This is a genomic window from Myxococcus dinghuensis, assembly GCF_024198235.1.
Lineage (GTDB): Bacteria > Myxococcota > Myxococcia > Myxococcales > Myxococcaceae > Myxococcus > Myxococcus dinghuensis.
In genome coordinates, this window is record NZ_JAKCFB010000030.1 from 24000 (window position 1) to 44074 (window position 20075).

The following is a 20075-nucleotide window of genomic DNA, read 5'->3' on the forward strand; positions in this document are numbered from 1 at the left end:
CGACCTCGAGACAGGCTCGGCGCCCGTCTCGCGACGTCTCAGAACATGTGACGACGCATGCTGATGTTCACCAGCAAGCCAATGCTGAGCATCACGGACATCATGGAAGAGCCGCCATAGCTCATCAATGGGAGGGTGATGCCCGTCACGGGGAGCAGGCCAATCACCATGCCGATGTTCTCGAACACCTGCCAGAAGAGCATGGCCACCACGCCCACCGCGATGAAGGCGCCGAACCTGTCTCTCGCGTTGAAGCCCACGCCCAGTCCGAAGATGAAGATGGCGCCGTAGAGCACCAGCAGGAGCGAGCACATGATGAAGCCGTGCTCCTCCGCCCACACGGAGAAGATGAAGTCGGTGTGCTGCTCGGGAAGGAAGCGCAGGCCCGTCTGGGTGCCCTCGCGCCAGCCCTTGCCGGACACGCCGCCGCTGCCCACGGCGATCTTCGACTGCGCCGCGTGGTAGCCGCTGCCGCGCAGGTCCGCCTCCGGGTCCAGCCACCCGGAGATGCGCTGGCTCTGGTGCTTCTTCAGGTAGTGCCGGACGATGGTGGGCCGGGGCTCCGGCACGTCGCGGATGTAGTCGTTCCAGATGACGATGGCGCCCGCGAGGACACACGCCAGCAGCGTCGCCACCAGGTACCAGCGCACCTTGCCGAAGAGGATGACGGTGAGCGAGGACAGGCCGATCATCAGCGCGGTGCCCAGGTCCGGCTGCACCAGCACGAGGATGAAGGGCACGCCCACCACGAGCAGCGGCTTCCACAGCCGCACCAGGCCGTATGACGGCTCGTTGGGGCGGAAGTCGTCGTGGTAGACCTTGGCCAGCATCAGCACCACGCCGATCTTCATGAACTCCGCGGGCTGCAGCCGCAGCGGCCCGATGACGAACCAACTCTCCGCGCCCTTGGCGGTGTGGCCCACGAAGCGCAGGGCGATGAGCGCCAGGATGTTCAGGACGTAGATGGGCAGCGCCATGCGCTGGATCCACCGGTAGTCGACCAGGCACACCACCAGCACCGCGCCCACGCCCAGCCCCAGGTACGCGGCCTGGCTGGACCACACCGGCGCGAGCGGTGGACGCGACGCGGAGGCGAGGTTCCAGATGCCCAGCAGGGCCACGCCCAGCACGCAGAAGATGAGGCCCCACGGGACGTGGGGCACCATCCGTCGCTCAATCCGCAGTTGCATTGTTCAGGTCCTCGCCTTCCTCGTCCCCCGGCAGGTGGGACGGCGGCGGCACGGCCCGCGTCATCGTCCCCTCGTCGGGCGTGGGGGCGCGAGACAGCGACGGCGTATAGGGCTGGTTGGGGCGCGGCGGCGGCGCCGTGGCGTCCTGCTGCTTGAGGTCCAGGTACTTCTGGATGACGGCCATCGCCGTGGGCGCCGCGTCCGCGCCGCCGTGGCCACCGTGCTCGTTGAGCACCACCACGGCGATCTCCGGCTTGTCCGCCGGCGCGAAGCCCGCGAACCACGCGTGGTCACGCTCGAAGAAGCTCATCTGGTGCGTCTTCAGGCGCACCGCGCCCAGCCGCGCCACCTGCGCGGTGCCCGTCTTGGCGGCGATCTTCACGTCCAGGTCGCGCATGTACTTCAGGCGCGAGCGCATGGCCGTGCCGCCGGGCTCGTGGGCCACCTTCACCAGGCCCTCGATGACGGCCTTCAGGTGCGCGGGGGGCAGGTCCACCTTGCGCACCACCTCCGGCTGGAACTCCTGCACCACCTGGCCGTCCAGGTTCTCCAGCCGCTGGACGAGCTGCGGCTTGAACAGCGTGCCGCCATTGGCGATGGCCGCGTACATCAGCGCGAGCTGGAGCGGCGTGACGTTGTTGTCACCCTGACCGATGGCGCTGTTGAGCGCCATGCCCTTGGTGTAGCCGCCCGGCGAGGCTTTGTCGTGGTACGCGCTGGTGGGCATGATGCCGGGCACCTCAGCCACCACGCTGATGCCCGTGGGGCTGCCCAGGCCCAGCGACTTGCCCATCTCTCCGATGGGGTCCAGGCCGATGGTGTCCGCGACCTTGTAGAACCACGTGTCGCAGGAGCTCTTCATCGCGTCCAGGCCGTTCACCAACCCGTGGCCCCGGTCCAGGTGGCAGCGCCAGGTGCGCGCGCCGAGCCGGTAGCCGCCGGGGCAGTTGACCACCGTCTCCGGACGGAAGGCGCCGGACTTGAACGCCGCCAGCGCGGTGACGACCTTGAAGGTGGAGCCCGGGCTGTAGTGCTCGGCGGCCACGCGGTTGACCATGGGCTCCAGCGGGTCGCGCGACAACTGCGCCATCTGCGTGGGCGTCACGCGGCCCGTCAGGAGGTTCGGGTCGAAGCCCGGCCGCGACACCAGCGCGCGGATGAAGCCCGTGTGCACGTCGATGGCCACCACCGCGCCCGTCACGCCGGGGAAGGCCCGCTCCGCCTCCTCCTGCAGCCGCATGTCGATGGAGAGCACCAGGTTGCTGCCCGCCTTGGGCTGCACCACGGCGTTGTCGCCCAGCTTGACGTTGAGCTCCTCGATCTTCTGCCCGCGCGCGTTCACCACTTCCTTGCGCACGCCGTCCTCGCCGCGCAGGCGCTGCTCGAAGTAGCGCTCCAGCCCGCGCCGGCCGATGTAGTCCCCCAGCGCGTAGCGCAGGCCGTCCCCGTTGAGCCGCTCCAGCTCCTCCTGGGTGATTTCGTTCATGTAGCCCAGCACGTGCGACAGCACCGCGCTGGTCCGGTAGAAGCGGTGCGGGACGGGCGCGACCTCCACGCCGTCGAGGATGTCGCGCCGCGCCGCCAGCCGGTCGTACTCGTCGCGCGTCAGGTCCACGCGCACGGGCACGGGCTGGAACGGGGCGTTGCGCCGGCCCTGGCGCACCAGGTCCTCCACCTTCTTGCGCTGGTCCGCGTCCCACTGCAGCAGCTCCGCCAGGCGCGGGATGACCTGCTCGGCGCAGTCGGTGCAGAACGCCGGGGTGATGAAGGCGTCGAAGGACGGGCGGCTGTCGACGAGGATGGTGCCGCGCGCGTCCTTGATGACGCCGCGGTCGGCGCGCAGGCGCACCTCCTTGACGAAGTTGGCCACGCTCTTGGCGGAGTACTCCTCGCCGCGGGTGATCTGCAGGCGGTAGAGCTGGATGGACAACAGCCCCATGCCCAGCGTCATGGCCAGGCCCAGCCAGAGGAAGCGGCGCTTGAGCTCGCGTCCGGGCGTCGTGTTGCCCAGCGTGGGGGGCGTCACCGCAGCAACCCCGCCGGCCGGTCCTGCGCCGCCTCGAACCTGCGGAACAGCGGGAACAGCACCACCGCCGCGGCGCCCGTGAGCGCCACCTGCAGCGGCAGCCCCGCCAGCGCCTGGCCCGTGCCGCCGTCCTTCACCGTCAACCAGGTGAAGAACGCGGACAACAGGCCGTGGCCCACGTCCGCGCCCATGGCGAACAGCGCGAAGGACAGCGCGCCGCGCACGTCGACGAAGCTGGAGACCAGCCGCCCGACGAGGAACGTGAAGACGGCCAGGAAGGTGAACAACCCCGTGGGCTGACCGCTCATCAGGTCCAGGAGGTAGCCCACCGCGAACGCGGAGAACGCGCCCTCGAGCAGCGTCGCGCGCAGCGCGAGGAAGGCCACCAGCACCACGGTGACGTCGATGCGGCCGAGCACCAGCCCCGCCTGCTTGACGACCACGGACTCCAGCGTGAGCAGCGCCAGCGCGATGCCCACCGTCACCAGGAACTTCATTTCGCCGCGCCCTCCGCCGCGTTGCCCTGCGCCATGGCGCTGTAGGGGCTGCCCACCACCAGGACCTCCTCCAACTTGGAGGTGTCCACCGCCGGAACGATGTCCGCGCCCTGGAACATGCCGTGCTGCTTCTTCTCCAGGTTCGTCACCCGCCCCACCACCAGGCCCGGCGGATAGATGCCGTCCGTCCCGGAGGTGATGATGAGGTCGCCGTCCTCCACGTCCTCCGTGCGCAGCATGTTCTCCAGCTTCAAGGGGCCACTGCCCGCCCCCGCCGCCGTGCCGCGCGCCCGCGAGCGCTGCACCCGCACCGCCACCCGGCTCTGCGGGTCCGTCACCAGCGCCACGTCCGAATAGCCGCCCGTGGCCCGGATGACCTGCCCGACGATGCCGTCCGGCGTCACCACGGACATGCCCCGGAACACGCCGTCCTTCTCGCCACCGCTGATGCGCACCGACAGGAGCTTGGCCACCGGGTTGACTCCCACCACCCGCGCGGGAATCTCCGGCCCCGGCGCCGCCTCCGCGTACCCCAGGAGCTTGCGCAGCCGCTCGTTCTCCGTGCGCGACTCGCCCAGCGCCTGCACCGTGGCCCGGAGCTGGAGGTTCTCCAGGCGCAGGGCATCATTCTCCTGCCGCACCCCCCGCAGGTCCAGGTAGTGCCGCACCGCGGACACCGAGCCCTCGATGCCCGCGGTGAGCGCCTGCTGGACGGGCGAGCTGACGGCGATGACCGCCCGGTCGATGGGGTTGGGGTCCCTGCCCTTGCGCCCGCTCAACAGGAAGGCGAGCAGCGGGTAGAGCAGCAGCGCGCCCACGATGAGCGGGCGACGATATCGCTTGAGGAGCGACAGCACAGAGGGGAATTCCGGGGTGGGAGGGGCGTGCGGATGAAGGGGGTGCGGCTAAGCTCTCTAAATCGCTTGCATTTTCTGGTGCGTTATCCTAGGCAGTCAAGGCCCTGCGAGGGGGGTGGTCGCGGGTCAGCCACCCTCCGGCCGGGCTACCAACAACACCGCGTCGCGAGACCTTCCGCACGACTTTTCTCGGCGCGTTTGCTCCCGAAGTGACGACAATGGACGGACTGAACCCCCGGAAGGCTCTCTCCCTGCTGTTCATCATCGGCATCGCGGTGGTGTTCACGCTGCAGTTCGGCCCTGGCAGCTCCGGGTTCCGCGCGTCGGGCCCGAGCACGGCGCCCGGCTCCGTGGCCACGGTGAACGGCAAGGAGATCCCGCTGCGTGATTTCGCCACGGCGTGGGCCCGGCAGATGAGCTTCCTGCGCTCGCAGGGCAGCCCCATCCCCGAGTCCGTCGCGCGCCAGTTCGGCATGCACACCCAGGTGCTGGACCGGCTGGTGAACACGGAGCTGCTGGCCCAGGCGGCCGAGCAGCGCGGCATCAACCCGTCGGATGACGAGCTGCGCAAGCTCATCCACCAGAACTCGGACTTCCACAACAAGGAGGGCCAGTTCGACTTCGCGCGCTACCAGCAGGTGCTGCGCGACTTCTACCGGAAGACGCCCCAGGACTTCGAGGCGGAGCTGCGCCGCCAGCTCGCCGCCCAGAAGATGATGGAGGTCGTGCGCTCCAACGCCGCCGTCTCCGACGACGAGGTGTTCGCCCGCTACGAGAAGGACGGCAACACGGCCAAGGTCGTCTTCGCCCGCTTCCTGCCCACCATGTACGCGGACAAGGTCCCGGCGCCCACCGCCGCCCAGCTCGGCGAGTGGAAGAAGGCGCACGAGAAGGAGATCAAGGACTACTTCGAGGCCAACAAGTTCGTGTACCAGCAGCCGGAGCGCATCCGCGCCCGCCAGGTGCTCGTGAAGCTGCCCCCCGAGGCCACGCCCGAGCAGAAGGCGGAGGCGCTGAAGAAGGCGGAGGCGCTGAAGAAGGAGCTCGACGGCGGCAAGGACTTCGCGCTCGTCGCTCGCGAGAGCAGCGAGGACCCCGGCAGCAAGGCGCGCGGTGGCGACCTGGGCTGGGTGGAGCGCGGAAGCTGGGAGCCGGCGCTGGCGGACGCGGCCTTCGCCCTGAAGGCGGGCGAGGTGACGCAGCCGGTGGAGACGAAGTTCGGCGTCCACCTGGTGAAGGTGGAGGAGAAGCAGGCGGCCCAGGACAAGAAGCTGGAGCAGGTCCAGGACGAGATCGCCACCACGCTCTACAAGCAGGAGCGCGCCAAGGAGCTGGCGAAGGCCGAGGCCCAGAAGGCGCTGGCCACCACCCAGGGCGGCAAGACGCTGAAGGAGCAGTTCCCGCCGGAGAAGGAGCAGCCCGCGCTGCTGCGCTTCGAGACGGAGACGCGCCCGGAGGCCGTGGAGACGGACAGCTTCACCGCCGAGGGTGAGGCCGTGCCCCACCTGGGCCCCGCGCCGGAGCTGGTGAAGGCCATCTTCGCGGCCAACGGCCCGCAGGCGCTGGGCGAGGCCTTCCCCGTGGGCGAGGGCTTCGTGGTGGCGCAGGTGGTGGACCGCCAGAAGCCGGACGCCGCGGGCTTCGAGGCGAAGAAGGACACGCTGCGCGCCCAGGCCCAGCAGGCCAAGCAGATCGAGCAGACGGAGTCCTTCCTCAAGGCGCTGAAGAAGAACGGCAACGTGGTGACGAACACCGAGGCCATCGACTCGGTGGTGGGCGCCGGGTAGGTCCTTTTCCGCGCCACGACGCGACGTCCCCACGAGGGCCGGGCCGAGGGTCATCCCCTCCCCGGCCCTCGGCCTTTTTCGCGGGGCCGGGGCGCGGGCTCAGCGCACCGGGAAGTCGGAGCCGTTGCCGTCGTCCGGCACGGGGGCCTCGGCGACGCAGACGGCGTCGCGCCCCCGGGCCTTGGCCGCGTACATGGCGAAGTCCGCGGCGCGGATGAGGTCGAGCGCGGCGGAGGCGTGGTCCGGGAAGGTGGCCACGCCCACGCTGGCGGTGACGCGCACGTCCAGCCCGTGCTCCCGGAGGAAGGAGCGGCCCCGGAAGGCCTCGCACACGCGCTGGCCGATGAGGGCCGCGCCGTCCTGGTCCGTCTCCACCAGGAGGATGGCGAACTCGTCCCCACCGTACCGGAAGACGGCGTCCAGGCCGTTGCGGCCCAGGGACATGAGCAGGTCCCCCACCTCCTTCAAGGTGGCGCTGCCCATCAGGTGGCCGTGGTGGTCGTTCACGCTCTTGAAGTGGTCCAGGTCCAGGAAGACGAGCGACAGCGGGTGGCGGAAGCGCGCCGAGCGCTTCACCTCGTGGTCCAACTGCGCGCGCAGGTGCCGGGCGTTGTAGCAGCCGGTGTGCTCGTCGGTGATCGTGAGCTCCTGCACCCGGCGGAAGTTGCGCGCGTTCTCGATGGCGATGGCCGCGTAGTCCGCGATGGCGGTGAGCGTGGTGAGGTCGTCGCTGGAGAAGGGGGGATCCGTCGGGCCGTTGACCAGCTCGATGACGCCCAGCACGTGGCCCCGGGAGAGCAGCGGCACGGCGAGGATGGAGCGGGTGTGGAAGGCGGAGGCCTCGTCGAAGCGCGGAGAGAAGCTGGGGTCGCCCCCCACGTCGTGGACCAGCCGGGCCACGCCCGAGGAGAAGACGGCGCCGGCGATGCCCTCACCCGGGTTGAGCTGGAGGCCCTTGAGGACCCCGGCCCCCTCCCCCACGGCGATCTCGAAGTAGAGCTTGCCGGTGCGCTCGTCCTGCAGGATGAGCGACCAGTTGCGGGGCAGCAGCAGGCTGCTGACCTTCTGCATGACGAGCGCGAGCACCTCGCGCAGCTCCAGGGTGGAGGTCAGCGCCTTCGCCATCTCGTTGTAGGCGGCCAACTGCTCCACCGTCCGCTTCATGGCCGACAGGAGGTCCGCGGGATTCATCCGTAGAGTCCGCTCCGAGGCGCTAGTCTGCTAGGGCACCGGGAGCCGTAACATGCACACGCACGCTGATCAAACGTTGCTCGTCCTCGCCTCGTCTTCTCCGCGCCGACGGGACTTCCTCACTCAACTGGGCCTCACTTTTACCGTCTCCGCGGCGGACATCGACGAGACACCCCACGCGGGCGAGGAGGCAGCCCCCTACGTGCTGCGCCTGGCCCGTGAGAAGGCCCGCGTCGTGGCCGCGCGCCACCCCGACGCGTGGGTGCTGGCCGCGGACACCACCGTGGCCCTGGGCAACGAGCTGCTCGGCAAGCCCCAGGACGCGGCGGAGGCCCGGGCGATGCTCGGCCGCCTGTCCGGCAAGACGCATGACGTGTTCACCGGCGTCGCGCTCGCCGGGCGGCACGACGAGTCGCTGGTGGTCCACACGCGCGTCACCTTCCGCGCGCTGACGGACGCGGAGATCGCCTGGTACGCGGGCACGGGCGAGCCGTTGGACCGGGCCGGGGCCTACGCCGTCCAGGGCAAGGGCGCCTTCCTCGTGGCGGCGGTGAACGGCAGCCCCACCAACGTCATCGGCCTGCCGCTGGGCGAGACGCTCGCGCTCCTGGAGCGCGCGGGCGTGCCCCTGGCCTGGGGGGCCCAGCGGTGAGCACGTCCGTGGCGGAGCGGTTGGCGGCGGTGCGGCGGCGGGTGGAGGAGGCCTGCGCGCGCGCCGGACGCCCCGTGGAGTCGGTGACGCTGGTGGCGGTGTCGAAGCTCAAGCCCGCGGCGCTCATCCGCGAGGCGTACGCCGCCGGCCAGCGCGACTTCGGCGAGAACTACGCGCAGGAGCTGCGGGACAAGGCCGCGGAGCTGGCGGAGCTGGAGGGGCTGCGGTGGCATGCCATCGGGCCGCTGCAGACGAACAAGGTGAAGTACGTGGCGCGGGTGGCCAGCGCGTTCCACGCGTTGGACCGGGTGGAGGTGGCGCGGGAGCTGTCGAAGCGCCGCGAGGGCGCACCGCCCCTGCCCTGCTACGCCGAGGTCAACGTGGGCGGAGAGGCCACCAAGAGCGGGCTCGAGCCGGCGGCGGTCGGGGACTTCCTCGCCCGGGTCCGGGAGCTGCCCGGGCTGCGGCTGGTGGGGCTCATGTCGCTGCCCCCGCCCACCGACGACGAGGCGCTCGCGCGCGGCGCCTTCCGGACGCTGCGCGAGCTGGCGGCGCGACACGGCCTGCCCGAGCTGTCCATGGGCACCACCCACGACTTCGAGCTGGCCATCGCGGAGGGGGCCACCGTGGTGCGCGTGGGGACGGCCCTCTTCGGAGACCGCGCCTGAGCCGCGCGGCCCCCGCGGCGGACGTCACAGCTCCTTGAAGCGCACCCGACCCTCGGAGTTGATGACGACCTTGAAGTCACAACCGCAGTAGTTGCAGCGGACCTCGTCCTGATCCGCGAAGCCGTCATCCACCGGGTTGTTCGCGTTGCAGGACGGACAGTCGAACTCCTTGTGGGAGCGCCCCGCCGAGGACTCCTTGGCGTCGTCGTCGTCGAAATCGTACTCGCTGGCCATGTGTGTCGGGCTCCTCCGGGAGCGTCCAGGCAGGCAGGGCTCCCCACCCGAGGCTAGCAGCGCCGTCGACCGGTGCACACCCGCCAACCCGCCCGGGCGGCGTGCGGGTCCGGGGGCGGGAATGGGCAGTGTGGAGCCCATCGTGCGAGACTGGACACCCCGAGCCTCGCGCGCCACCCCGGCGGGCAGGTGGACGCCCGTTGAATGCCCCTCGGGCGTGCTCGTCCATGGGAAGTGTGGAGTGGCGGGAAGGGTTCGGGGGCGAAGCCTGGCGGGCAGCAGCCAGGCTTCCTAACGTCCAAGCGAGGGAGTCCGCTCGATGCGTGCGCAGTCCAGATGGGGGTTCGCGGCGGTGCTCGCGGGCCTGATGTGGTCGTCGACGGCCATGGCCCAGGAAGCCATCGCGAATCCCGCGTTCGGCCCCGGCGAGCAGGCCCAATACCGCATCAAGTACCTGGGCATGACGGCGGGCTCCGCGCAGGTGACGGTCGGCGCGCCCATGAAGCAGTGGGGCGAGGACGTGTGGCCCATCGTCGCGGTGGCGCGCTCGGAGGCGCTCATCGGCGTGTGGCCCATCAAGGACAAGTTCGTCTCCTACTGGCAGGCCAGCACCCAGCGCGTGGTGGGCAGCGACCTGCACGCGGACGAGAACGGCAAGCGGCGCCGCCAGCGCATCAAGGTCCAGCCGGACGGCAAGAGCGTGCTCGTCGTGAAGCAGAAGGAGGGCGAGACGCCCCGTGAATCCGTCGCCGAGGTGACGGAGGGAACGTTGGATGTCACGGGCGCCACGTTCGCTTTGCGCAACCGGGAACTGGTCGTGGGCGGCGAGTATGCCTATCCCGTGTTCACGGGAAGCAAGAGCTTCACCATGCGCGCGAAGGTGGAGGCGCGTGAGGTGCTGAACACGGAGCTGGGTCCGAAGGAAGTGTTCCGGATGCGCGTCCAGGCGGAGTTCGGGGGCAACCTGACGTCGAAGCGCGACATGGTCGCGTACTTCACCACCGACGCCCAGCGCGTCCCCGTCCGCATCGAGGCCGACTTCGCGCTCGGCACGGTGGTGGCGGAGCTCACGGACTACTCCCCCGGACGCGTTCCGGCGGTGGCGACCGCGGACAACGGCGGGTAGGGCCCGCCGGGAAGAGAAGGACCGACATGAGCGGAGCGGCCTGGGCGGTGCTGTTGTCGGCGGCGGTGTCCGCGGCCCGTGTCCCGGCGGCCGTGTCCCCGCTCGTCAAGGTGAGGCCGGGGGCGGTGCTGCCGGAGCAGCACGTCGCCCGCCTCAGCCTCGCCCGAGGCGAATGCGAGGGCCTCCAGGTCGTGGTCCCCGGACCGGTGGAGCACCTGGAGGTCTCGCCGCTGTCCCTGCGGGGACCCGGCGCCCCGCTGCGCGCCGACCTGTGGCGGGTGGGCTACCTGAACGTGGCCATCCCCTCCAACAGCCAGGGCGCCACCGGTCCCTGGCCGGACGCGCTGCTGCCGCTGGACGCCCCCGCCCCGGGCCCGCACCTGCCCGTCGTCGTCTACGTCGAGTTCTGCGCCCCGACCTCGCAGGGGGCCGGCACCTACCGGGGCCAGTTCATGGCGAGGATGGACGGCGTGGAGCAGACCAGCCTGTCCTTCTCCGTCGAGGTGCAGCCCTTCGTGCTGCCCATCACGCCCTCGCTGCCCACCAGCTTCGGCATCTCCCGCTACAGCATCGCCCGGGGACATCACCTGCCCGCCGCGAGCCCGGAGGCCCAGGCGCTGCTGCGCGACTACGCGCGCGTCCTGCTGGAGCACCGGCTCAGCGCGCACGGCATGGGCATGGACCCGCCTCCCGTCACGTTCGGACCTGGAGACGAGGCCGAGGTGGACTGGACGGACTACGACGCGGAGATGGCGCCCTTCCTCGAGGGCACCGTGCTCCCGTCCGGCGCCCGCTTCACCACCCTGGAGGTGCGCGACAGCCCCCGGGCGCAGACGGAGGCGCAGAAGGTCGCGTACTACCGCGCCTTCTCCCGCCACGTCCGGCAGAAGGGCTGGCCCGCGCAGCTCTTCTTCTACACGAAGGACGAGCCCAAGCCGGAGGACATCCCCATCGTGCTCGCGCAGTCCCGGCGCGCGCGCGCGGCCGGCGGCATCCTGGTGCTCGTCACCAGTCCGCTGGAGGAGGCGCTCCGGAACGCCGCGGACATCCTCGCGCCCCCCATCAACTGCTTCTACCCCCGCTCCGGCCCCCAGACGTGTCGCACCGTGGTGGAGATGGGCCCGCTGCGCCAGCGACTGCCGTCCGGCACCAAGGTGTGGTGGTACCAGAGCTGTATCTCCCACGGCTGCGGGGGCGGCGGCTCCAAACGCACCGGGTCGGACGAGGCGTACACGGGCTGGGCCTCGTACATGGTGGACCACTCCACCCCGACCAACCGCGCCATGGGCGTGCTCGCCTTCGGCAACGGGGTGGAGGGCGAGCTCTATTTCGACACCGTCTTCGCCTACAACACCAAGCGGGACCCCTGGACGGACCTGTTCGAGTTCGGCGGGAACGGCGACGGCACCCTCTTCTATCCGGGCACGCCCGCCCGCCTGGGACAATCCGGACACCACCCGGTCCCGTCCCTGCGGCTCAAGAACATCCGCGACGGGTTGGAGGATTACGAGTACCTCCGGTTGCTGGCGCAACTGGGAGACGCCACCTTCGCTCGGGACGCGGCATACCGGCTGGCCCGCACCGGTTGGGACATCCGTCAGGATGCGCGAGAATGGGAGCAGGTCCGACAGGTCGTGACGGCCCGCCTCAGGCAGCGGTGGACCGCGTCCGAATTTGCGAAGCGCCCGAGCCGTCACACGCCCGGGAGCACCCCGTAGTCCCTCTGGAAGGATGAAGGATGAGCTCGATGCGCCCCCTCCTCGCGGCCTGCCTGATGCTGGCCACCAGCACCGCCGCGTGGGCCCAGCTTCCCGACGTCGAGGCCGACAAGCTGGAGACGGACAAGCCCGCCTCCGAGCCCGGCCCCGCGCCGGACAAGACGCCGGACGAGCCGCCCATCACCGTGGCCCCCTGCGCCCAGGCCCTGCCGAACCTGCGCACCCCGCTGGCCTTCATGCCCGGCGAGGTGCTCGAGTTCGACCTCGACGCCATGGGCGCCCAGGCCGGGAAGATGACCATGCGGGTGCAGAAGCAACAGGATGGCCAGATCCCCGTCCAGGTGGAGGCGCAGACCAACTCCTTCTTCTCCAAGGTGCGGCGCGTGCACGGCACCGCCACGACCTACCTGCACCCGCGCACGCTCAGGCCCAAGCGCTACGTCGAGGACGCCACGGAGAACGAGATGCGCCGCAAGGTGGAGGTCGCCTTCACGCACAAGGAGCGCGCGGTGAAGGTGGACTACCAGGTCGGCAAGCGCGCCAAGGGCCAGTACAACTACACCTACGACAAGGACGGCCTGGACGTCGCCGGCTCCATCTACCTGCTGCGCCAGCTCCCGCTCGAGGAGGACATGTCCGTCTGCTTCGACGTGTACGGCGTGCGCCGCATGTGGCGGATGCAGGGCCAGGTCCTCAAGCGCGAGGAGGTCACCACCCCCCTGGGCCAGTTCAAGGCCTGGCACCTGAGCGGCACCGCCGTGCGCCTGGACCGCCCCAAGCAGAAGCGGGAGATCCACGTCTGGCTGTCCGACGACGCGCGCCGCCTCCCGCTCGCCGCCGTGGGCACCCTGGACCTGGGCGCCGTGCGCGCCACCCTCACCGGCGTCACCCGGCCCGGCGAGAAGCGGCAGCAGGCCGCTGGCGGCAAGGAAGACATGAAGTGGTGAGGGCCCCACCCTCCGCGCGTGGGTGAAACCCGGTGAGCGCTGCTCCCGGGTTTTTCGTAATGAGCGGAAATTGAAAGTGGTTTGCAAAATCAGAATCGCGAGCGTAGGGTGCGCGGCGTTCCGATGCATCCACTCACTCGATTCCGCTCCTGGACACTGTTGCTGAGTGCCCCGTTGTTGTTCTCCGCCGTGACGGCCCGGGCCGAAGCGCCCGTGACGCCCGAGCCCACAGTGGCTCCCGAGCAGGCGCCTCCGGCGGCCCCCGAGAAGACGCCCGAGCCGCCCGCGCCCGTGGCGGCGCCGCCCCCGGTCCCGGAGAAGGCGGTGCTGCTGCCCAGCCGCCCGCTCCTCGAGACGAAGCTCGCGGCGTATGGCGACCTCCAGTTCGCCTACTTCAACTACGGCCTGAACCAGAACCGCGCGGGGGGCTCGCAGCGCGACTCGCGCGTGGAGTTCGACACCTCGCGACTGGTGATGGAGCTGAAGGGCATCCTGCCCGAGTACGGGTTGGAAGCGGAGATGGAGGTCGAGTTCGAGCACGGCGGCACCGGCACCGCGATGGAGCTCGAGTACGAGGAGTTCGGCGAGTTCGACCAGGAGCTCGACAAGGGCGGTGAAATCCTGGTGGAGGAGCTGTTCCTCCAGAAGAAGTTCGGCCCGGACCTGGCGGTCGCGGTGGGCCGCTTCTACGTCGCGGTGGGCACGTTGTCGGACTGGTCGCGCCCCACCGACTACCTGGGCACGCTCCGCGACGAGGCGGAGACGGCCATCATCCCCAACACGTGGGACGAGATGGGCCTGCGCGTGCGCTGGCGGATTCCGTGGGGCCTGCGCCTGACGGGGCAGATCGTCAACGGCCTGGACTCCACCGGCTTCAGCTCCCAGATGTGGGCCGTGGGCGGCCACCAGCGCCGCTTCGAGGTGCAGCGCGCCACCGACCTGGCCTACGTGCTGCGCGCGGACATCACCCACTTCGAGGGCATCAGCTTCGGCGCCTCCGCGTACTACGGCAACACCTCCCGCAACCGCCCCAAGCCCGACCTGGTGAAGCAGTGCGAGGCGGCGAACGACAGCGTGGTGGCGCCGTGTGGCTACGTGAACGCGCCGCTGACGCTGCTCGACGCGCACCTGTCCGTGAACAAGGGCCGCTGGAGCGCCAAGGGCCTGATGATGTACGGCCACCTGGAGAACGCCGAGCAGGTGTCCCAGCGCAACTCGCGCCTGTCCAACCTGCTGGGCGTGATTCGCACGCCGGTGTCCGACAACGCGCTCGCCGCGTGGGCGGAGCTCGGCTACGACGTCGCGCCGTGGCTGGGCCTGCACGAGTCCCACCACCTGTACCCCTTCGTCCGGTACGACTACGTCGACTCGCAGTTCAAGCCCCGCAAGGAGCTGTTCGACAACCCGCGCTTCCGCCGCACCATCTACACGGTGGGCGCGTCGTACCAGTTCCTGGGCATGGCCTTCGCGAAGGTGGACTTCGCGCACCGCCGCCTGGGCTCCGACGAGTTCCGCCCGGAGAACGCCCTCCGGGCCTCCACGGGCTTCGTCTACTGAAGCCCCCTTCCCCCAACCTCCCCTTCCCAGAACGAAAGGTCTCATCATGAAGCGACTGCCTCTGTCCCTCCGCCTCGCGCTCGCCCCCGCGCTCGTCTCCAGCGCGCTGCTGCTCGGCGCCTGCGGCTCCGACGACGACAACTGCTGCGACACGAGCGACGACAAGGTGACGTCGGAGCTGGTCGCCGACTTCGCGGACAACGTCGTGGTGCCCACCTACGCCAAGCTCGCCACCCGGCTGACGGAGCTGGACGCGGCGTCCGTGGCGCTGCGCAACGCCCCGTCCGCGGCGAACCTGGCCGCGGCGAAGGCCGCGTGGCAGGCGGCGCGCATCCCCTGGGAGCAGAGCGAGGGCTTCCTCTTCGGCCCCGTGGACAGCTTCGGCTTCGACCCGGCGCTGGACAGCTGGCCGGTGAACCGCACGGACCTGGACGCGGTGCTCGCCAGCAACGACACGCTGACCCAGGAGTACGTGCGCAACCTCCAGGAGACCCAGAAGGGCTTCCACACGCTGGAGTACCTCATCTTCGGCGACGGCGGCACGAAGACGGTCGCGGACTTCACGCCGCGCCAGTACGAGTACCTCACCGCCATCTCCGCGGAGCTGAAGTCGGTGGGTGGCTCGCTGCACGATGCGTGGACGAAGACGGTGGACGGCCGCGCGCCGTACCGTGACACGCTGGCCAACGCGGGCAAGTCGGGCAACACGGCCTACCCGTCCGTGCACTCCGCCGCGCAGGAGATGGTGAACGGCGCCATCAACATCCTGGACGAGGTCGCCAACGGGAAGATCGCCGACCCGTACGACGCGAAGGACCCGGACCTGGTGGAGAGCCAGTTCGCCTACAACTCGCTGAGCGACTTCACCAACAACATCCGCAGCGTGGAGAACGTGTACCTGGGCCACCAGCAGGGTGAGACGGCGAAGGGCCACTCGCTGCAGGCCGTGGTGGGCGTGGACAGCGCGCTGGACAAGAAGATCCGCGAGCAGATCGCCGCGGCCGTCACCGCGCTCGCCGCCATCCCGGAGCCGTTCCGCCAGTCCATCCGCGACCCGAACTCCGCCGATGAGATCGAAGCCGCGCAGGCCGCCATCATCACCCTCCACAACACCTTCCAGGCCGAGGTGTTGCCGATCGTCAGCAACTGACGACGTGGCAGGATGAGGTCCTGAACGCCATGCGACGCGCATTCCTCCTGGGCACCTTGCTGTTGTGGACCACCGGATGTGGAGAAGACGCACCCGGGGCGCCACCGCCTCCGCCTCGCGCGGGGGGTGAGATGACCGTCGATGACCGCACGTCGCTGGCGTTCATGCAGCCCGCGGCCAACCTGCTGGCGGAGAACGACCGCAAGCACCGCGACGGAGATTCCGCCTTCGAGGCCATCTTCGTCCCCAGCCCCTCCCCGGTGAACCCGGGGTTGGGGCCCGTCTACAACAACACCTCCTGCAACAGTTGCCACCTGCGCAACGGGCGCGGCATGCCGGTGATGGGCCCCGGCCCCCAGCGCACGCAGTTGCTCGTGCGCGTGAGCCTGCCGGACGGGACGCCGGAGCACCCGGGCGGCGCGGTGCCGGTGCCGGGACTGGGCCTCCAGGTGCAGGACCAGGCCAACTACGGCGTGAAGCCGGAGGCCAGCGTCACGTTGAGCTGGGACGAGACGACGGGCAGCTACCCGGACGGGTCGCCCTACTCGCTGCGCGCCCCGCGCGTGGCCATCGTCCCCACGGACGGCTCGGCGCTGCCGGCGGGCATGCTCGTGTCCCTGCGCCTGCCGCCGCCGGTGTTCGGGCTGGGGCTGCTCGAGGCGGTCGACATCGCCACGCTGCAGGCCATGGCCGACCCGGACGACCGCGACAGGGATGGCATCTCCGGCCGCGTCAACGAGGTCTGGAACGTGGTGACGCGCACGCTGACGCCCGGTCGGTTCGGGTGGAAGGCGAACAGCCCCAACCTCAAGCAGCAGTCCGCCGAGGCCTACTTCAACGACATGGGCATCTCCAGCCCGCTCTTCCCGGAGCCGGATGGCACCCACGAGTTGGAGGCGAAGACGCTCGACGCGGCGGTGTTCTACGCGCAGTCGCTCGGTGTCCCCGCACGCACCGCGCTCGACGACGCCGAGGTCCAGCAGGGCGAGCGCCTCTTCCGGTCGTTGGGCTGCGTCCAGTGTCACCGCGAGGAGCTGACCACGGGCGAGCACGAGGTGAAGGAGGTCGCCCACCAGCGCATCCATCCCTATACGGACCTCCTGCTGCACGACATGGGGCCCGGGCTCGCGGACGGGAGGCCGGATGGCGCGGCCACGGGCACCGAGTGGCGGACGCCGCCGCTGTGGGGCCTGGGCCTGACGCACACCGTGCTGCCCTTCACGGGGTTCCTGCACGACGGCCGCGCGCGCTCCATCGAAGAAGCCATCCTCTGGCACGGCGGCGAAGCGGAGAAGGCCCGTGAGGGGTTCCGCGCGCTGAAGGCCGCGGAGCGCGCGGCGCTGCTGAGGTTCCTCGGTTCGCTCTGAGGACGCTCGGGCCCGGGTGTTCACGGTCCGGCGCGAGAGGCCCGTCACGCCGATGGCGGGCCCGCGCTGAACCGCATCACACGCGGCGCTCCTACCCCGTGCCGCACGGGTCGCGAGGCGCTTCGAGGTCCACGCTCGAGCGCGGCTCGCAATCACTCCCACACGGCGCGTGCCGTCGCGACGGCGGCGATCGGACGAGGCGGACACACCCTGTGTCGCCCCCCCTCGCGGCGAGTCCGCTCGGGAGGGAAAATTGACGGAGCGCTACAGGACTGTAGCGTCGAGGCATGCCCCCTCTCGCCCTCGCCGTCTCCGCGCCGTCGCGTCAGGCTGATCCGGTTCGTGTGGCCACCGAGAGGCTGGCCCGGGCGCTCCCCTCGCGTACGGACGCCACCGTCCTCGTCGACCTGCTCGAGGACGATCTGCGAGAGGGCATGGACGCGCTCGGGGACGTGGAGGCGCACTTCACGGACCTGATCGAAACGCTGCGAGCGGGCTCGCTGTCCCCCGCGAGTCTGGTGAACTCGGGCGACGATGTGCGCGTCCTCGAGCGGCTCGACGACCTCCACGACCTGGTCCTCCAGGTCCGCAAGCGGCTGTCGCAGGCCGCCGCGCTCGCGAGGCAGAGCCACACCGCGCGCCCGGTACGCTGACCGCCGCGGCACCCCCCTGCCCTGGCGGCACGCCGCGTGGAGCCACCACGCCCATCCCCCAAAGGGACCTTGGCTTCGCGGACCTCCATGCATCGGGGGGGGGAACGACCCGTTGCACTCTCCCCCCCCGTGGGCAGCCGGGCCCGTGACGTCAGTCACGAGTCCGTGCCTCGGCGACAGGGCCTGCACGCCCATCCTCGGCCGAGCCCCTGGCTTCTCGAGGCTCAGTTCGTCGGTGGGATGGCTCCTGGTGCCGTCACGCCCACCGAGGGCGCCGCAGGCGTCGCCGCGGGGCTCGCGCCTGGCGACACGTTGCCGGGCACTGGCGTCGCGGGGAGCGTCACGGCGGGCGTCGCGTTGAGTGGCGTGGGTGTGCCGAACAGCGGGCTGGCGGGAGCCGCGTTGAGCGGCGCGGGCGAGCCCAGCAGCGCCGCCGGGGGAACGCCCGGGTCCGTGTTCAGCGGCTGCGCCGTGGCGATGATGCCCGGGCTCACCTGCGCGGTCCCCAGGAACGCATCGAAGTTGCCCGCGGGCAGCGGCACCACCGCGAACGAGCCCGCCGTCACCACGTTGCTCTGCACGTCCGTCACCGTGCGCACCGCGCCCAGCGTGGGCGAGGTTCCGGGAGGCGCCGTCCCGGGGGTCAAGAACCCCTCGGCCGCCGCCAGGGAGCCGGGCGCGGGCGTCCCGGGAACGAACCCCGAGATGTTCACGGGCGGATTCGGCGCATCCGGCGTGGTGGGGAACGCCCCGCTCGTCACCACGGGCTCCACCGGCGTGGAGAGGACGCTCGCGCCCGTGGCAATCGTCGCGCCCCCCTCCGTCACCACCGAACCCGCGGGCCCGCCCACGAAGACGCGCTCACCGCCAGCGACCGCGACGGTATCGCTCGTCGTCGGCATCCCCAGGACCGTCGGAGGTGTCGCCAGGACTCCCGGACCGCTGCCTCCCGTCGCGGCCTCCACGGGCAACGGGGGCGTGAGCACGGGCGCCACGCCGTAGTAGACGGTGGGCGGCACCGGCGTCAGCCAGCGTGGATCCACCGTGATGTTGCCGGTGTTCTCCACCACCGCCACCCACGGCAGCGAGCGGCCATCCAGGTCGATGCCCACGTCCTCGAAGACGAACTGGATGAAGCCCCTCGGCTCCAGCCGCGCCGGGAGGTTGTACGCGAGCACCACCAACTCCGTGTCCTCGAAGCGCGCCTGCCGCAGGAGCCGGTGCGTGTCGTCATCCGCGAACGCCCCCGCGTCGAGCGCCGCCACGTGGATGAAGGCCGCGTCCGTCAGCAGCGTCCCGTTGCGCCACACACGGCCCACGCCCCACACCGCGATGGCCGCATGGCTCCGCGTCATCGCCGCCCAGCCCAGGCCGCTGTCACCATAGAGCGGCACGCTCAGGAGCACGCCCCCACCCACCGTGTGCGGTGGTGGCGCGGGGAGCGGCAGGGAAGGCGCTGGCTCGTAGCGCTGGAGGGGCGGGAAACCGGCCTGGGACAGCTCGACCCTGTACTCCGTCACCCCCAACCGGAACGTCGCGGAGAAGGTCGCCTGGTCGCCGTACGTGGCTTCGGGCGCGGACACCCGGTCGTCGACGCTGAGCGTGGCGCTCCCCGTGCCCGATTCGGCCAGGTCGGTGAACGGCAGAGGTCCCTGGATGAAGAAGCCGTCTGGCTGCTCGGTCCTCGCGCTGGCCTGACGGCCCTCGAACGTGAACCCGCCTGGCGCTGCGGCCAGCAAGCCGGACAACAGAAGCGTGGTGAGAGGTCCCGCCATCGACGCTGCCTCCTTGTGGAACAAGGTAGGCAGCGGAGCGGGGAACGGCAGTCCCCTCTCCCCAGAAGAACTAGATGAGACCCCGAGCGCGGCGGATCTGCTCCACCGTCTTGTTGTACTCGATGTCGAAGGCGCTCGTGCCCTCCTGCAGGTGCTTCAGGCGGGAGCGGGCCTCCTTGTCGATCTCGTCGTCCACGTCCAGGTGCTTCTTCATGACCTGGAAGATCTTCTGACGCAGCGAGTTGTCCGGCGAGAAGACCTCCTCGACGTTGCGGCTGATGAGCAGGAACTCGATCATCTGGTTGATGACGTACTCGATGCCCTCGTCCCCCATCTTGAAGCCGCGGACATCCGCCATCTCGCGCTTCACCTGGTTGAACTTCGAGTAGTCATATCCGCGACGCTCCAGTGCCTCGCGCGTCGCCTGGTTCACACGCTCTTCATTCGCAAGGTATTCGCGCATGATGGCCGACAGGTCCATCTCGGCGTCCGCCACGCGCATCGGCTCCACCTCGATGTCCCCATCCTGCATGAGCTGCTGAATCGCCTCTCGCGAGATGATCGGGATCACCTTCGGATACAGCCTCATGTCGGTCCCTCGCCCTCTTTGGACGTGCTCGAATCGTCAACCGCTATAAATCAGCGCCGAGCCCAGTCGCAATTAAAAACCCCAGGAACGT

The 20075-nt window shown here is 70.3% G+C and carries 18 protein-coding genes; 10 read left to right on the forward strand and 8 right to left on the reverse strand.

Annotated elements, in window-relative coordinates; genetic code table 11:
- Positions 1-38: 38 nt before the first annotated feature.
- Genes rodA through mreC form a run of 4 tightly spaced genes read right to left on the reverse strand, consistent with a single transcriptional unit; the run spans position 39 to position 4570 of the window.
- Positions 39-1190 (reverse strand): rod shape-determining protein RodA, encoded by a 1152-nt coding sequence (gene rodA / locus LZ198_RS30255; protein ID WP_253975579.1) that lies wholly within the window; start codon positions 1188-1190, stop codon positions 39-41.
- The gene (gene mrdA / locus LZ198_RS30260; RefSeq protein ID WP_253975580.1) at positions 1174-3216 is read right to left on the reverse strand and encodes a penicillin-binding protein 2; all 2043 of its coding nucleotides are present in this window, start codon (positions 3214-3216) and stop codon (positions 1174-1176) included. Before mrdA ends, rodA begins: the two co-directional genes overlap by 17 nt.
- Positions 3213-3713, reverse strand: coding sequence for a hypothetical protein (locus tag LZ198_RS30265; RefSeq protein ID WP_253975581.1), 501 nt, complete (start codon positions 3711-3713; stop codon positions 3213-3215). Before LZ198_RS30265 ends, mrdA begins: the two co-directional genes overlap by 4 nt.
- A complete protein-coding gene (gene mreC, locus LZ198_RS30270) occupies positions 3710-4570 on the reverse strand; it encodes a rod shape-determining protein MreC (RefSeq protein WP_253975582.1) in 861 nt (286 codons plus the stop codon). Before mreC ends, LZ198_RS30265 begins: the two co-directional genes overlap by 4 nt.
- Before the next feature lie 218 nt (positions 4571-4788).
- Between mreC and LZ198_RS30275 the strand changes: the two genes are divergently transcribed.
- A complete protein-coding gene (locus LZ198_RS30275; protein WP_253975583.1) occupies positions 4789-6357 on the forward strand; it encodes a peptidylprolyl isomerase in 1569 nt (522 codons plus the stop codon).
- Between the two features lie 99 nt (positions 6358-6456).
- On the opposite strand, the gene LZ198_RS30280 is transcribed toward LZ198_RS30275, so the two are convergent.
- Positions 6457-7548: a GGDEF domain-containing protein gene (locus tag LZ198_RS30280; protein WP_253975584.1), complete on the reverse strand. Its 1092-nt coding sequence runs from the start codon at positions 7546-7548 to the stop codon at positions 6457-6459.
- 52 nt (positions 7549-7600) lie between these two features.
- On the opposite strand from LZ198_RS30280, the gene LZ198_RS30285 reads away from it, so the two are divergent.
- Together LZ198_RS30285 and LZ198_RS30290 are read left to right on the forward strand one after the other, a co-directional pair.
- Positions 7601-8200 (forward strand): Maf family protein, encoded by a 600-nt coding sequence (locus LZ198_RS30285; RefSeq protein ID WP_253975585.1) that lies wholly within the window; start codon positions 7601-7603, stop codon positions 8198-8200.
- On the forward strand, positions 8197-8868 hold the full coding sequence (locus tag LZ198_RS30290) for a YggS family pyridoxal phosphate-dependent enzyme (RefSeq protein ID WP_253975586.1): 672 nt from the start codon (positions 8197-8199) through the stop codon (positions 8866-8868). Before LZ198_RS30285 ends, LZ198_RS30290 begins: the two co-directional genes overlap by 4 nt.
- Before the next feature lie 24 nt (positions 8869-8892).
- Here LZ198_RS30290 and LZ198_RS30295 read toward each other — a convergent pair whose 3' ends face one another.
- Entirely contained in the window at positions 8893-9102 is a 210-nt protein-coding gene (locus LZ198_RS30295; protein ID WP_253975587.1) for a hypothetical protein, read from the reverse strand.
- A gap of 319 nt (positions 9103-9421) precedes the next feature.
- Here LZ198_RS30295 and LZ198_RS30300 point away from each other — a divergent pair, with 319 nt between their 5' ends.
- The 7 genes from LZ198_RS30300 (at position 9422) to LZ198_RS30330 (ending at position 17620) form a co-directional block, all read left to right on the forward strand.
- A complete protein-coding gene (locus LZ198_RS30300) occupies positions 9422-10228 on the forward strand; it encodes a DUF3108 domain-containing protein (protein ID WP_253975588.1) in 807 nt (268 codons plus the stop codon).
- A 26-nt stretch (positions 10229-10254) separates the two neighbouring features.
- Complete coding sequence (locus tag LZ198_RS30305; protein ID WP_253975589.1) at positions 10255-11946, forward strand: DUF4091 domain-containing protein; 1692 nt, start codon at positions 10255-10257, stop codon at positions 11944-11946.
- Between the two features lie 20 nt (positions 11947-11966).
- Entirely contained in the window at positions 11967-12893 is a 927-nt protein-coding gene (locus LZ198_RS30310; RefSeq protein ID WP_253975590.1) for a DUF3108 domain-containing protein, read from the forward strand.
- A 174-nt stretch (positions 12894-13067) separates the two neighbouring features.
- The gene (locus LZ198_RS30315; RefSeq protein ID WP_253975591.1) at positions 13068-14450 is read left to right on the forward strand and encodes a hypothetical protein; all 1383 of its coding nucleotides are present in this window, start codon (positions 13068-13070) and stop codon (positions 14448-14450) included.
- Between the two features lie 46 nt (positions 14451-14496).
- Positions 14497-15600 carry an imelysin family protein gene (locus LZ198_RS30320; protein WP_253975592.1) on the forward strand — a complete coding sequence of 368 codons (1104 nt, stop codon included), beginning with the start codon at positions 14497-14499 and terminating at the stop codon, positions 15598-15600.
- A 29-nt stretch (positions 15601-15629) separates the two neighbouring features.
- Positions 15630-16967 (forward strand): di-heme oxidoreductase family protein, encoded by a 1338-nt coding sequence (locus LZ198_RS30325; protein ID WP_253975593.1) that lies wholly within the window; start codon positions 15630-15632, stop codon positions 16965-16967.
- Between the two features lie 287 nt (positions 16968-17254).
- A complete protein-coding gene (locus LZ198_RS30330) occupies positions 17255-17620 on the forward strand; it encodes a hypothetical protein (RefSeq protein ID WP_253975594.1) in 366 nt (121 codons plus the stop codon).
- A 224-nt stretch (positions 17621-17844) separates the two neighbouring features.
- Here LZ198_RS30330 and LZ198_RS30335 read toward each other — a convergent pair whose 3' ends face one another.
- Together LZ198_RS30335 and LZ198_RS30340 are read right to left on the reverse strand one after the other, a co-directional pair.
- Entirely contained in the window at positions 17845-19395 is a 1551-nt protein-coding gene (locus LZ198_RS30335; protein WP_253975595.1) for a hypothetical protein, read from the reverse strand.
- Positions 19396-19465: 70 nt separating this feature from the next.
- Positions 19466-19984 (reverse strand): DUF507 family protein, encoded by a 519-nt coding sequence (locus LZ198_RS30340; protein WP_256560044.1) that lies wholly within the window; start codon positions 19982-19984, stop codon positions 19466-19468.
- Positions 19985-20075 lie beyond the last annotated feature (91 nt).

Bases quoted from the DNA above. Each gene is read 5' to 3' on its own strand.
- rodA (WP_253975579.1), bottom strand. From the start codon at position 1,190: ATGCAACTGCGGATTGAGCGACGGATGGTGCCCCACGTCCCGTGGGGC.
- LZ198_RS30265 (WP_253975581.1), bottom strand. From the start codon at position 3,713: ATGAAGTTCCTGGTGACGGTGGGCATCGCGCTGGCGCTGCTCACGCTG.
- LZ198_RS30275 (WP_253975583.1), top strand. From the start codon at position 4,789: ATGGACGGACTGAACCCCCGGAAGGCTCTCTCCCTGCTGTTCATCATC.
- LZ198_RS30280 (WP_253975584.1), bottom strand. From the start codon at position 7,548: ATGAATCCCGCGGACCTCCTGTCGGCCATGAAGCGGACGGTGGAGCAG.
- LZ198_RS30285 (WP_253975585.1), top strand. From the start codon at position 7,601: ATGCACACGCACGCTGATCAAACGTTGCTCGTCCTCGCCTCGTCTTCT.
- LZ198_RS30295 (WP_253975587.1), bottom strand. From the start codon at position 9,102: ATGGCCAGCGAGTACGATTTCGACGACGACGACGCCAAGGAGTCCTCG.
- LZ198_RS30300 (WP_253975588.1), top strand. From the start codon at position 9,422: ATGCGTGCGCAGTCCAGATGGGGGTTCGCGGCGGTGCTCGCGGGCCTG.
- LZ198_RS30305 (WP_253975589.1), top strand. From the start codon at position 10,255: ATGAGCGGAGCGGCCTGGGCGGTGCTGTTGTCGGCGGCGGTGTCCGCG.
- LZ198_RS30310 (WP_253975590.1), top strand. From the start codon at position 11,967: ATGAGCTCGATGCGCCCCCTCCTCGCGGCCTGCCTGATGCTGGCCACC.
- LZ198_RS30320 (WP_253975592.1), top strand. From the start codon at position 14,497: ATGAAGCGACTGCCTCTGTCCCTCCGCCTCGCGCTCGCCCCCGCGCTC.
- LZ198_RS30325 (WP_253975593.1), top strand. From the start codon at position 15,630: ATGCGACGCGCATTCCTCCTGGGCACCTTGCTGTTGTGGACCACCGGA.
- LZ198_RS30330 (WP_253975594.1), top strand. From the start codon at position 17,255: ATGCCCCCTCTCGCCCTCGCCGTCTCCGCGCCGTCGCGTCAGGCTGAT.
- LZ198_RS30335 (WP_253975595.1), bottom strand. From the start codon at position 19,395: ATGGCGGGACCTCTCACCACGCTTCTGTTGTCCGGCTTGCTGGCCGCA.
- LZ198_RS30340 (WP_256560044.1), bottom strand. From the start codon at position 19,984: ATGAGGCTGTATCCGAAGGTGATCCCGATCATCTCGCGAGAGGCGATT.